Origin of the sequence: Gracilimonas sp., from assembly GCF_035704785.1 — a bacterium.
Classification (GTDB): domain Bacteria; phylum Bacteroidota; class Rhodothermia; order Balneolales; family Balneolaceae; genus Gracilimonas.
Genome location: NZ_DASSWP010000224.1, coordinates 1 through 13,016, shown reverse-complemented (window position 1 = coordinate 13,016; position 13,016 = coordinate 1). Strand labels below are relative to the sequence as shown.

At 41.2% G+C, this 13,016-nt stretch carries 14 protein-coding genes; 6 read left to right on the top strand and 8 right to left on the bottom strand.

Translation table 11 applies throughout. The features are described from left to right. Positions 1 to 480, top strand: a 480-nt coding sequence (locus VFM80_RS12880; RefSeq protein WP_395072311.1) for a succinate dehydrogenase/fumarate reductase iron-sulfur subunit, incomplete at its 5' end; no start/stop codon positions are given. A gap of 151 nt (positions 481 to 631) precedes the next feature. Here the strand turns inward: VFM80_RS12880 and VFM80_RS12875 are convergent. Both VFM80_RS12875 and VFM80_RS12870 read right to left on the bottom strand, forming a co-directional pair. Continuing rightward, complete coding sequence (locus tag VFM80_RS12875) at positions 632 to 1,774, bottom strand: aminotransferase class V-fold PLP-dependent enzyme (RefSeq protein ID WP_395072309.1); 1,143 nt, start codon at positions 1,772 to 1,774, stop codon at positions 632 to 634. A gap of 34 nt (positions 1,775 to 1,808) precedes the next feature. Beyond that, on the bottom strand, positions 1,809 to 1,988 hold the full coding sequence (locus VFM80_RS12870; protein WP_395072307.1) for a hypothetical protein: 180 nt from the start codon (positions 1,986 to 1,988) through the stop codon (positions 1,809 to 1,811). Between the two features lie 296 nt (positions 1,989 to 2,284). Here VFM80_RS12870 and VFM80_RS12865 point away from each other — a divergent pair, with 296 nt between their 5' ends. Together VFM80_RS12865 and VFM80_RS12860 are read left to right on the top strand one after the other, a co-directional pair. Further along, entirely contained in the window at positions 2,285 to 2,761 is a 477-nt protein-coding gene (locus VFM80_RS12865) for a GNAT family N-acetyltransferase (protein ID WP_395072305.1), read from the top strand. 82 nt (positions 2,762 to 2,843) lie between these two features. After that, positions 2,844 to 3,386, top strand: a complete 543-nt coding sequence (locus VFM80_RS12860; protein WP_395072303.1) for a fasciclin domain-containing protein — start codon at positions 2,844 to 2,846, stop codon at positions 3,384 to 3,386. A gap of 88 nt (positions 3,387 to 3,474) precedes the next feature. On the opposite strand, the gene VFM80_RS12855 is transcribed toward VFM80_RS12860, so the two are convergent. Beyond that, a complete protein-coding gene (locus VFM80_RS12855) occupies positions 3,475 to 3,921 on the bottom strand; it encodes a hypothetical protein (protein ID WP_395072301.1) in 447 nt (148 codons plus the stop codon). Between the two features lie 136 nt (positions 3,922 to 4,057). Here VFM80_RS12855 and VFM80_RS12850 point away from each other — a divergent pair, with 136 nt between their 5' ends. Then, a complete protein-coding gene (locus tag VFM80_RS12850; protein WP_395072299.1) occupies positions 4,058 to 5,986 on the top strand; it encodes a RecQ family ATP-dependent DNA helicase in 1,929 nt (642 codons plus the stop codon). On the opposite strand, the gene VFM80_RS12845 is transcribed toward VFM80_RS12850, so the two are convergent. Both VFM80_RS12845 and VFM80_RS12840 read right to left on the bottom strand, forming a co-directional pair. After that, positions 5,987 to 6,421, bottom strand: coding sequence for a DUF4296 domain-containing protein (locus tag VFM80_RS12845; protein ID WP_395072297.1), 435 nt, complete (start codon positions 6,419 to 6,421; stop codon positions 5,987 to 5,989). Between the two features lie 8 nt (positions 6,422 to 6,429). Beyond that, a complete protein-coding gene (locus tag VFM80_RS12840) occupies positions 6,430 to 7,149 on the bottom strand; it encodes an SDR family oxidoreductase (RefSeq protein WP_395072295.1) in 720 nt (239 codons plus the stop codon). Between the two features lie 53 nt (positions 7,150 to 7,202). Here VFM80_RS12840 and VFM80_RS12835 point away from each other — a divergent pair, with 53 nt between their 5' ends. Beyond that, on the top strand, positions 7,203 to 7,964 hold the full coding sequence (locus tag VFM80_RS12835; RefSeq protein ID WP_395072293.1) for a type III pantothenate kinase: 762 nt from the start codon (positions 7,203 to 7,205) through the stop codon (positions 7,962 to 7,964). A gap of 54 nt (positions 7,965 to 8,018) precedes the next feature. Here VFM80_RS12835 and VFM80_RS12830 read toward each other — a convergent pair whose 3' ends face one another. From VFM80_RS12830 to VFM80_RS12820, 3 genes are all read right to left on the bottom strand, one after another. After that, positions 8,019 to 10,589 carry a S9 family peptidase gene (locus VFM80_RS12830; protein WP_395072291.1) on the bottom strand — a complete coding sequence of 857 codons (2,571 nt, stop codon included), beginning with the start codon at positions 10,587 to 10,589 and terminating at the stop codon, positions 8,019 to 8,021. Positions 10,590 to 10,725: 136 nt separating this feature from the next. Further along, on the bottom strand, positions 10,726 to 11,346 hold the full coding sequence (udk, locus tag VFM80_RS12825; RefSeq protein ID WP_395072289.1) for a uridine kinase: 621 nt from the start codon (positions 11,344 to 11,346) through the stop codon (positions 10,726 to 10,728). Between the two features lie 6 nt (positions 11,347 to 11,352). Then, positions 11,353 to 12,594, bottom strand: a complete 1,242-nt coding sequence (locus VFM80_RS12820) for an N-acetylmuramoyl-L-alanine amidase family protein (RefSeq protein WP_395072287.1) — start codon at positions 12,592 to 12,594, stop codon at positions 11,353 to 11,355. 210 nt (positions 12,595 to 12,804) lie between these two features. On the opposite strand from VFM80_RS12820, the gene VFM80_RS12815 reads away from it, so the two are divergent. Further along, the coding region (locus VFM80_RS12815; RefSeq protein ID WP_395072285.1) for a hypothetical protein at positions 12,805 to 13,016 on the top strand (212 nt) is incomplete at its 3' end.

The following is a 13,016-nucleotide window of genomic DNA, read 5'->3' as shown; positions in this document are numbered from 1 at the left end:
AATTACAGCGATGGCGATCATATAACTATTGAACCACCACGTGCTGCTTCATTCCCCGTTATCAAAGATCTGGTGGTTGACCGAAGTGCATTTGATCGTATAATTGAAGCCGGTGGATATGTTTCCATTAAAACCGGATCTGCTGTTGAGGCAAACTCAATTCTGGTTCAAAAAGAGAAATCTGATCAAGCCTTTGATTACGCCACCTGTATCGGTTGCGGAGCTTGTGTAGCGGCTTGTCCGAATGCATCTGCTTCGTTGTTTACCGGCGCAAAGATCGCTCATCTTAATAAACTTCCACAGGGCGAAATTGAGCGTTCAAATAGGGTAGTAGCCATGGTTGATCAAATGAAAGAAGAAGGGTTTGGCGACTGTTCTAACTTCGCAGAATGCGAAGCCGTTTGCCCGGTAGGTATTTCCATCTCAGCTATTGCTGAGATGCGAAGAGATTATATGAAAGCGGTGGTTAGCGGAGATTGATAATCGTTTCTCACATTTACTGAACAATCGGTGTGAGGTAAAATAAAGTTCTAAACCAGTAAGGGCGCATTGCGATGCGCCCTTACTGGTTTTTGGGGCATCCATAGGAAAAACAGGTAGGAGTAATTCATGAATTACCCCTACGTGTTCTTTAGATCAATGTCTCCACCAACTTCCCAAACTCCTCTTCCGTATTATACACATTCGGTGAAATCCTGATCGAATATCCCCGAAATGAAACAAGGATGTTCTCCTCTTCAAATCTTTGTTTGATCTGTTCCATGTTATGGTCATCACCCAGACGAATTCCGAAGAGATGGGAAGATCGGTAGTTCTCATCTTCAATCTTGTACCCTGCTTCCTTCAGTTTTTTGATCCCGCTAGAAACAAGATCTTTGCAATAATTTTGGATATTCTGCGGTCCCCATTCGTTCAACTGTTTGACAGCGGCAAGCATCATCGGTACTAAGATGAAGTTGCTGTGTTCCCCAACTTCATACCGCAACGCACCGGGTTGGTAATCATCATTGTAGTTCACCAGGTTGGCAAAATTCTCACTTTCGTAACGGTTGATCCAGTTTTCTTCTACGGGCTTGCCATCATCCAAAGCCGGACCGTAGTAAGCCAAACCGATGCTGTAAGGTCCCATTAGCCATTTGTACCCGGCGCAGATCAGGGCATCAGGTTGAATTTCAGAAACATCAAAAGGAAGGGCGCCAACCGATTGCGTTCCGTCAATAGCCAGCCATGCTCCAACTTCACGTGTTTGCTTGCGGATGGTTTTTAAGTCAAATAATGTCCCATCAGCCCAGTGAATATTACCTAAAGCCACCAGTTTGGTTTTTGAATTTATGGCATTCAGGATCTTTTCATTCCAGATCTTCCCGCGGTTCTCTATTTCTTTAGGAGGAGTGATGGTGACGATCTCTGCACCGTGCTCAAAAGCTGCTTCTCTCCAAGGATACACATTGCTGGGAAATTGTTCGCCTACAACGATAATGTTATCGCCTTCCGAAAGCGGGAGATTTTTAGCCACATTTGCCATTCCGTAAGAAACGGATGGAATGACCACAATGCGTTTAGGTTCTTTTGTATGGATGAGTTTAGCGTATTCCTCACGGAGGGAATCAGTTTCGCCAAAAAATTCTTCCGGTGAAATTTGAAAAGGATTTCGTTTTCGTTTGAGGCCTTCGAGTCCGGCTTCCTCAACCACTTTAAGTTGTGGCGCCATGTATGCACAATTGAGATAAGTGACAGATGTATCGAGCTGAAAGTGAGATTTTTTAGATTCCATTGGTGGTAGTTAGTAAATGCTATTTGAGTTAAGCTTATGCTTTTTTCCAACCGATTAAAAGCCAGCCCAGGAAAATGGCTCCAACGATCCATAGTATTAAATAAATAACAACTATGATGGCTTTCATGTGGAAAGCCAGCTCATTGAAAAACGATGGTACCTGACCAGTACCTACTAAAAATGTGGGGATGGCGAGTCCAATTATCACAGCCAAAATTATATAAAAGCTATGATAACTTCTAAGTTTTAAAGAAGTACCACAATGTCGGCACTCCATAGTTTTGGTGGGATCAGTGACTCGAATGAATTTCCTAAAAGTGATGACTGACTTATTACAATTAGGACATTTATTTCTGTTAAACATAGTATCTCCGTTATAGAATATTTCTATAAATTATTAACATAATTGATGTTAGTAGTTTAAGAAAGATTGTATAGCTTTGCGTAATTGATCAGCTAATAAAATGAGCTCGCAGTAAACTTGATGAATCATACTACATATATTAATCCATGAATATAAGAAGAGCACAAAATAAGGATCTGCCAAAAGTCCTGGAAATGAATCAGGCAGCCCTTCCCCATGTTAGTGAGGTTAAATTATCAGATATGAAGCGATTTCTAAAACAAGCCGATCCTTTTCTGGTCATAGAAGAAGGAGAGGAGCTGGCCGGATTTATAATAGTGCTGCAAAAAGGACTTAAATACGACAGCCTTAATTATGCATTCTTTTGCAATAACTACTCAGACTTTGATTATGTGGATCGCATCGTTATTGGAGAGAAATTTCGTGGAAAAAAATTGGGTACGGCACTTTATAACTTTCTTTTTCAGACATCCGATAAAAAAATAATTACTTGTGAAATTAATATTAAACCTGCCAATCCAGATTCGTTGCTATTTCATAAGGCACTGGGCTTCAAACAAGTAGCAGAACAAGTAACAGAGAGAGGAAAGAAAAGTGTGGCGATGATGATTAAGCAATTGTGAAAATTGTTTTCAAATTGGAATGAAAGTTGAAAGGTTAGCATTATTAGAGCTGACTATTCAATCATAATAAAATATATTCATCATGAGAACACTAAAAAAAATAGCAGGAGTTTTTGCATTGGTTTTTGCAATGCTTTTGTCCACCAATGTACAAGCACAAGACAGCGACATAGTAGAGCTTGCTGTTGCCACCGACGATCTTTCGACCCTTGTTACTGCCGTTAAAGCAGCAGGGTTAGTAGAGACGCTACAGAGTGACGGTCCTTTTACCGTATTCGCACCTACAAACGCAGCTTTTGAAGCACTGCCTGAAGGCGTGCTTGAGATGCTTTTGAAGCCGGAAAATAAAGATCAACTGACAGCAGTACTTACATACCATGTAGTACCTGCAGAAGTAATGTCCGGTGACCTTGAAGATGGTATGAAAGCAAAAACTGTAGAAGGAAGTGAAGTAACCATAAATATCAATTATGGAAATGTTACAGTTGATGGTGCAAAAGTAGCAATGGCTGATATCAATGCGTCAAATGGAGTTGTTCACGTAATTGATACCGTGATACTGCCTCCAAGCATTAAAGAGGCTTTAGCTGCCGCTGAAAAAGAAAAGAGCGACAAAGACTGGTAAGTCACACTACCAAACAGAATAAGTACAAGCCGGGATCATTCGATTCCGGCTTTTTTATTGTCGTCAAAATTTAAAAATGACAGAGAATTTATTTATCAGTGAAAAGATCATCACGTTTTTCTCTCAGTATGGTAGCTAATTCGGCAAGTTCTGCAGGAGGGTTCCCGTATTCAAAGGTGATTTTTTTAACCAGATCAAGACTTTGTACTTCTATCCATTCAGCACAATCGGGGCATCCAATCACCTCGGGAAGAGCACGGAAGGCCTCTTCGTCTATTTGATCGAGTATCTGATTCCATTCTTCATTTGCAACAGTGCGTTTAGTAAATACTTCCGGATCATCATTAATACGGTCAGCAATTTTCAATACTACCTGATATTCATTCACCGAAAGCTCTTGATAGCAGTTTTCTACACACATTCCAAAAGAAGAACCCGACTTGATGGTATAGTCTGATCTTATAATATCATTTTGGGCGCATCCGATTACCGTAATGCACAGAGAGACGAGTAAGAAAAATAGAAATTTGTTCATAGTAGATTACTTTAATTGCATAACAGTAAGAAACTTTATTATATGAAAATTTCAATATGATTTTACTTTATTATTTCTTGAAGTACATACTCTTTATATTTTGGATTGTTGATGAGTATAAATTCAGAGGTTTAGTTTGCAAGATCATTTTCAAAAAGCAGAAGCTAATCTAAAAAAATTTTGGGGGTTTGAAAGCTTTCGTCCGGGGCAGGATGAAGTAGTAAAATCTGTTTTTAATGGTAATGATACACTTGTATTGTTTCCTACCGGAGGAGGTAAATCACTTTGCTACCAGGTTCCGGCTACCGTTTTTGAAGGCTTGACCCTGGTAATTTCACCTCTGGTGGCTCTCATGCAGGATCAGGTTCAGGCGCTGAAAGCAAAAGGAGTTTCTGCAACATTTATTAACAGTACTATTCCCTCTTATGAGGTGGAGCAGCGGCTGGTTAATGCCCGAAACGGAATGTACAAGTTACTTTATTGTGCTCCGGAACGCCTTAAAACAACCCTGTGGGAAGCTGAACTCCCCAAGTTGAATATTGACATGGTGGCCATTGATGAGGCGCACTGCATAAGTGAATGGGGGCATGATTTTCGGCCTTCATATCGTGAGATCCGAACTTCCTTGGAAAGCATCGCAGATAAAACCCGGTGGATCGCCCTAACTGCAACGGCCACTCCTGAAGTTCAAAAAGACATCATAGGATCCCTTGAATTTGAGAAACCGAATGTGATAACCCGGGGATTTTCCCGTCCAAACCTAAAATGGTGGGTCGTCAAATCCCCAAAGAAAAAGCAGAAGCTGGAGCAGTCGGTTAAAAAAGGAGCGCAAAAAGGAGACGGGCTGATATATGGAGGTACCCGAAAGAATTGTGAACATGTAGCAGAGCGGTTTACAAGGTTGGGGATCAAGGCTGAAGCCTATCATGCCGGTGTTGAAGCAGAGAAACGAAAGGCCATTCAGCAGCGATGGATCACCGGTGAAACTCCTTTAGTTGCTGCAACCAATGCCTTTGGGATGGGAATCGATAAGCCGGATTGCAGGTATGTGATCCATGAAGAAATGCCCTATTCATTGGAGGCATATTATCAGGAAGCCGGCAGGGCAGGCAGAGATGGTGAAGAAAGTTTCCCTATTCTTTTGTACCGTGAATCGGATTATATAAAAGCTGATGAAAGGCTGGATCAAAGCTATCCTACACTTGATGAATTAGATCATACCTATCAGATCTTATGCGACAGTTTCCATCTGGCTGTCGGATCACAAATGGAAGAATCACGCCATTTTGATATTGAGCAAATCAAAAAGAGAGGACAGCTCTCTTATGGGAAAGCCCGGGCTGCCATGCGGGTTTTAGATCAGTTTGATGTTATAGCCATGCAGGAAGAAGTGAAACCTGCAGTTAGTGTACAGTTTACATTAAGTTCAAATGCACTGAAAAGTTTTCGTGAAAAATGTAATAATGATGAGAAAGCGGAATTTGTAGATAAGCTGGAGCGACTGTTTGGGACCATCGCATTTCGTGACATGGTACAACGAGATGAAGATTATGTATTGGATAAACTGGATCTGCACCGAAATGCTCTTGTTAAGGCATTAAATGTGTTGATGCAAAATGATCAGATCCTGGTGTTTGAGATGCACAAGCAGAGAAGTTTAGTTAAAGTTTTGGAGGCCAGATCTTCAAAATTGCCACTAACAAAAATACAGGTTGAATCTCATCGAAATAATCTGTTTCGAAAGCTGGAGCAGATGCATGGATATGTGCTGACGGAAAGTTGCAGGGAAGTCTATCTAAGAAATTATTTCGGGGATACCAAAGCCAAGCCATGCGGACATTGTGACAATTGCCTCAAATTTGATTCTGTAAAAGAACCGCCACCATCGTCAGAAGAAATTAAAGCAATTTATGAACTCCTGGAAAGTGAAGATAAGACGGTAAGTCAGCTTTGCGGAGACACAGGTTACACTAAAATTAAAGTTGTACTGGCCATTCAATACTTGATCAAAGAAGAAAAGCTAACTAACAATCCCCAAAAGCCGGGATTTTATTGCCTGATCTGATTATTGATCTGTGAGAGTTGTGTCAGCTTTTGTAAGGGAATCCATTTTGGCGTTAACGGTTTTCATTGAATCGATATAAGCCATAATAAATTTTTCTTCAGCTTCTAATCGCTTAATAGCCGAGTCAACTCTTGCAATTTGTTGTTTTACATGTTTTTGATAGTATTCATGTGAAGCCCGGTATTGCTCGTCAGTGACATCATATTCATCGTAGACAATGGCTTTTAATGAGTCAGCATCAACACTGTCAGGTTCAGCACTGTGATATATTATGATGTGCTGCATTTCAACCATAAGATCTATGTATTGGTCTTCAGGGATCAGGTTATCAGGTACCGGAATTTTTTCCGGACCTAAACAACCTGAGATCGAGACCGTGATCAGCATGATCCCGATTCCATAGATAAGCAGGGGTTTTAAAAAATTATTGATCATAAAAAAAATCAAGAAGTTGGGTCTTTTGGATTAAGCGGCCTCATGGTGATCTCATTGATGAGAAAGTTGTCATCTGTTTCCAATAAAAACTTTACCGTACTTGAAATATCGGTGGTTTTCATCATGTTCGGATGGTTGTCTATTCCATCGATCTTATCAAAGAGATCAGTATTTATCGATCCCGGAAATACACATGTTACCTTTATGCCATCATATCTCAGTTCTTTGAATAAAGCTTCACTGAATCCTCTAACCCCAAATTTACTGGCATTATATCCTGAGATGGTAGGATTACCAAGCAGCCCGGCAATAGAAGCTATATTAATAATGTGACAAGTTTGTTCGTTCTCTTTCATCAATGGAACGATGAGACGGGTAAGGTAAAAAATTCCGTTCAGGTTCACGTTGATCATGGTATGCCATTCTTCCATGGTAAGGTCTTCCACATTAGCAGAAAACATAACCCCGGCATTATTTATCAGGATATCCGGTTGATGTTTTCGGCCAAAGGTATCGTTTACCCATTCTTCCAAATCATCAGACTTGGTTATATCCATTTTTACGGGGTGAAAATTTTCCCCCAGAGACTTCTGTAATTTCTTAAGTTTATCTTCACTGCGTGCAAGCCCATATACTTCAGTGCCGTTTTCAACAAGCATTTTGCTGAATTCAGCTCCGATTCCACTGCTGGCTCCTGTTACGATGGCGACTTTAGAATTGAGATTCATTTTAAAAGCTATAATTTGTTTTAAATTACCCTGTGTAAAAGTACTACAAAAAGATGAGCAAAATCGATTCCAAAACTTCAAATAATATTCTGTATCTGGATGCAGGTAATTCTTCCATTAAAGGAGCACATAAAAGGGGTGTGAAATGGAATGTGGTTGATACGAAAAAAACCGTAACCGCCCTTGAATTCATTGAGTGGATCGATACTCATCCGGAATCATTCACAGAAGTAATTTTAGCAAGTGTTCGCAAGGATCTGCAAGAAGCTATTTTAGAACATTTAAAGCACGTGAAACTAAGGCAAATCAGCGTAAGTGATATTCCCCGCGATCTGTTGGATTATGAAACCCCTGAAACTCTGGGTATCGATAGGTTTTTGGCTTGTTATGGTGCTACTAATCAGACCAGTAAGTCAGTGGTAGTAATTGATGCAGGAACAGCCATCACCATCGACTTTATGGATCAGGATGATGTGTATCGTGGCGGTTTGATCGCACCGGGGTTATCAGGATTTGGAGAGATACTGCACCAAAAAGCACCGGCACTTCCTGAGGTAGAAATGGATATCCCAAAAATATGGCCCGGGAAAAATACCATTGATTCCCTGAAATGGGGACAGGCAGGCTTTTATAAAATGGCCATTGAGGCGATCCTTAAAAAATACGAATCAGAATTTGGGCCCTTTGATCTCTTTATTACCGGAGGATGGGGCTCTTTTCTTGAAAGTATAATAGAACGAGAAGGTAAGCTTCGCCCTTTTTTAGTTTTTGACGGGATGGAGAGAATGAGCAAAGAATCTAAGATCCCAAAATAAAAAAGGGAATACCCATCGGATATCCCCAAATACTAATTCCCTAAAAAAAAGGGATCATTCACTACCAAGTTCAGCTTCAGGTATATGCTCACCTTTATCTTTTACATAATGATCCATCCATTGTACCCAGCGCGTCCATAGATCGAGAATAGTTTCCTCGGCGGCTGGTCCGTGTGCTTCATGGGGATACATATACATGGCGGCTGTTTTGCCAATACCATTTAAAGCATGGAACATTCGGCGGGAATGCGTTGGCCAGGTACCTACATTCTGATCTGCTGCTCCGTGATACATCAATAAGGCTCCGTCCATTCGGTCGGCCCAGAAAATAGGGGTCATTTGGACGTAGCGTTCCAGTCCACGCCACAGATCTCTCGGCTCACGCTGAAAGCCCAATGGTGTGAGTGTTCGGTTGTAATTTCCATCTCCGGCAATTCCGGCTTTGAAAAAGGAAGTATGGATCATGGCATTGGCAGTACCAAAAGCACCATAACTGTGTCCACCTATAGCCATTCGTTCACGGTCGATGTAGCCGCGTTTTGCTGTACTGTCGATTACAGCCGTACTGTTTTGAACGATACTCCAGACAAACCCGTCATTTGGATCTCCCATCTCGGCAGAAATAGGCCAGTCGGCATCAATAACTGCATATCCTCGTTTTACAAGAATATCCATGGAACGATGGTACACTCCGGGAAAGTCATTTTTGTTATACTCTCGCACGTCTTCGTCATAGTCTTCCTGATCGTCATATTCAGAAGGGTAGTGCCAAATGATACCGGGCAGCGGGGTTCCATCCCAGTCACGAGGAAGTGTGACTTCAACCCAAAATTCAAACCCATCTGCGCGTTTTACTTTGAACCGTTCGCGCTGAGCTTGAGTTACAGCTGAATTATAATCTACATTGGAAGTGAGTTGGATCTCATTTCCGCTATCCAGGTTCACCAGCCAGGAGTCGGGATGCATTTGAGGGGATTCCCGGGATATAACGATCTCAGTGGCAGAATCATCAAGTATGGCTCTCACATCTTCATACATGTCTTCTCTGCTTTGGAAAATGCGTTCCTTTTCACCTGAACGTATATCAACTTTATCAATAAAAGGGCGGGGAGCATTTTCTTCGTAATTTTCATAATACTGAGTACCTGATAAGAAAACATTATTCTGATCGGGTGTAAGATGTACTACAGAAATACCCATATCGCCTGCCATAGTCATAAGACTTCCGGGATCTTTATAGAAATCATCATCTTTATGTTTATAGATAGTGTGTGTTTCTTCAGGGTTATCCAGGAATACCGCGTAAAGATGTTCTTCATTACTGCCTTCTTCTTCGATGAACAGAATATTGGTATCTGAGGAATATGAAACAGACTCCATTTCATCTTCAGTTTCATAGATCACATTCATGTCCTCTTCACCAAAAGGAGGCAGCCACTGGATCACGCGATCCATGGTTTTTTCATCTTCCTCTTCTTCGGTTTCTTCATCATCAGAATCGCTGTCATCATCTGCATCCTTATCGTCGTCGTTATCGCGGGTGGCTTTCATGCCTTCACCGGCTTTTGCCAGCAGGCTTAGCCCTTCACCATCGGGGCGCCATTTCACATCCCGGCGGCCGTAATTTTCATCTTCCTCATACCCTGAAACTCCCTTATTGATCTCGCTATTGCCGAGTTCAACAAGCATATTTCCATCCAGGTCCCAAATTTCTTCAACAGTGGCAAAGCTGTAGACCGGCACGATGTAAGAAAAAGGCTCGGTCATTTTTTCAACAATGATATACTCACCATTTGGGTCAGGATCGATATCCCGGATCATCGCAGGTTCACCAATTTCGCGAACTCTGCGGTTTTCCACATTGATGCGGGCTAATTGTCCGGTTACATGATATTGGAGTAATTCGGCTTCAAATTTACCGCCCAGCAGATCCTGGTACGTACGAAGTCGGTTTTCCTTATCGGTAGTCATCTTGACCTGGAGTGAAGTAGGCGTGGCAGGTTCTTGTGGCTCGTTGCCACGATCATCAGGTACTAAAACCGTGAAAATATATTGTCCATCGGCTGACCATTCGAACGAAGTATTCATTGTTGCCAAAACGGGGCGGCGAGTGACTTGCCGGGAACGTCCATTTTCCAGATTTGCTACATAAAGGTGAGTGGCATCATTGAAATGGGCAAAATAAGCCAGTTTTGTTCCATCGGGCGACCATGAGGCGCTGCTGACAAGGGCATCATCCGGGGTTTCAATATCAGAGGCATCTCCATTTCGAGAACCGATCAGCTCTAATCCTGAAGTTGAACCGGTAGTAAAATACCGGCTTCGATTCGCTCCGGGATTAAACTGCAAGCCTCCAAGGTTGTAGTAAGGTTTTGCAAAAGCAGAAAGCGGAGAAAGGCTTCGGTTTTGAGTTGTATTCAGAAAATACTCCCGGTTCGGGCTCAAATCATAAAGTGTGATGTTCTTATACCTTGGGGCCAGCACTTCTTCAGCGATTTCATCAGGGGGTGTTAAGTACTGTTCTCTAAGGTCGGGGGGATTTTGTGCCTGAACTATAGGTGAGGTGCCGAAAAACACCAAAACAAATAATACAGAAGACAAAGTAAGAGTAGATAGTTTTTTCATCGTTAAGCTTCCGTGGTTAATTAATATTAAAAGCCTGTTAAACAGAGGATTTAAAAAAGGCAATAAAAAGCAAAAAAGCCTGTAATTTTACAGTTCTTATAATGATGATCTTGGCAGGAATGTAAAAAAGAAAGGCTTAGCTGTTCATTTTGCCACGGATAAGTGCAGAGACCATTTCGAGAGCGACTTTATTTTTACCGCCCCGGGGTATGATGATATCGGCGTAGCGTTTACTTGGCTCAACAAATTCAAGATGCATGGGGCGAACGAATTTTTCGTATTGGGCAAGAACCCCGTCAAGAGATCTTCCGCGTTCCTGAATATCTCTTTGCAGTCGTCGTAGCAGACGAACATCATCGTCAGTGTCAACAAAAATCTTGACATCCATTAACTTCAATAATTCAGGTTCTGAAAAGATCAGGATCCCATCGATTAAAATTACATCCGAGGGTTCTTTTGTAATAGTTTCTTCTTTTCGGGTATGTTCCTCAAAATCATAAACCGGAACTTCTACCGGATGACCTTCTAAAAGAGCTTCTATATGGCGAATTAGCAGCTCGGTTTCCAGAGAGGCTGGGTGGTCAAAATTCTGTTTTACACGCTCTTCAAAAGGCAGGTGTTTGAGCTCTCGGTAGTAGGAATCGTGTTCAAGCCGCAGGATGTTGTCCTTTGCAAATTCCTCACAAATATAATTTACAACGGTAGTTTTTCCGGAACCACTACCACCGGCAACACCGATTATCAAAGGTTTAGACATGCAATGCTAATTTGAAGAGACGTTATACGCCTGCTTCTCTTCATATTCAACTTTATAATCCCGGATAGCACGAAACAGAGCTGAAGCCATAATATTTTGGCCATATTCGCTGGTTAAAAAGCGTTGTTCGGCAGGATTGGTAATAAATCCAAGTTCAACTAAAACGGCGGGCATAGCGGCTTCGAAGAGCACCTGGAACGGGGCTTGTTTGACACCTCGTGATTTTCGTTGTGCGCGGGTTCGAAATTGATCTTCGATCATGTAGGCAATTTTTTCACTCGTAGCTATATAGCCACTATGTGCCAGTTCATATATCAAAAGGTCATCTTCTGTAAGCTCTTGGTTAATTTCCTCTTTAAATACACTGTTCTCCCTTTTCATTACTTCAAGTGAGGCATTGCTTTTAGAGAGTCCCAAAAAATAAACTTCAGCACCGCTTACATACTGGTTGTGGAATGAATTACAATGTATTGAAACATAAAGATCAGCTTCAGCTAAATTTGCAAAATGGCCTAATTCGGCTAATCCCAGGTATGTATCATCTTCACGTGTATAAACTACTTCAACATCCGGGAGGTGTTCTTCAATATAAGCCCCTAATTTTTTGGCAACCTCAAGGGTTATGTTTTTCTCCTTGACTCCTTTATAACCTATAGAACCCGGATCCCATCCGCCATGACCGGGATCAATTACAATCTTATCAAAGCGAAGTTTATCTCTGACATTATTGTACAGAATATTAGTTTGGAAAGGAGGAGCAGATACATCTAAAGCATCATCGTCAACAATTTCCTTATACCAATTACGTGTTAAGAATTGCTGTGTATATTGCGCCAGTTCCTCTTTAGTGGATTGGGTCAAGCTAACAAGTATATCCTTTCCATTCCTATCTATATAGGCGTTAGATTTGTAAGTGGCTCCTTCGGTCAGATAAATGTCTACTCCATACCCATACTCTAATTCATACAAGCGAACTTCTTTTAATTTTTCGCTTTGCTTAGGAAGTATAAGCCCTGTTGTATCAATTTCCTGATCATATAGTACCATTTGAATAAGATCGGGTGCCGGCTGTGTTATTTCAAAAGAATCGACAGGGGCACTTAGATGATATCGAATTACATAGCCCATCCCATCACTTCGTGCTGTATTGGAAACGCGTTGCAATTGGCTCTGAGCAAAACCATCTGCAAAAATAAAGAGTGAAAAAAACAACAAAGCAAGCGCTCTGATAAAGAGTTTATTGCGCATTTTTTTGCCGGGATTTTTTAATTGAAAGGTCATTTGCCTAAATAGATGATACCTTTAATGTAAGATATTCTTTAAACCATTGAAAGAGTGCACAAAAAAGGATAAAGTAATTGTTTAATGGTTTTGTCACATTCTGCAAATACAATTAATAACTTGTTGTTTATCCGGAAAGGATACAATTTCAGTTAGCATAAATAACGAATATAACAGATGAAATCTGACGTTGAACGAGTAAAAATTTTAAAAGAACTTCAAAAAAATCAGCTGCAAAAGGTACAAAAGGTGATGGCAGCTGAACTCACGGAATATGCTGATGACCTCAAAGGCGTATTGCAGCATACGTATCAGGCATTAACTAATGGTAAAACTGAGCAAGCTCTAAAAAATTATGTAGAAGAAATCAGAAAGAGGCTTCCTGAGAA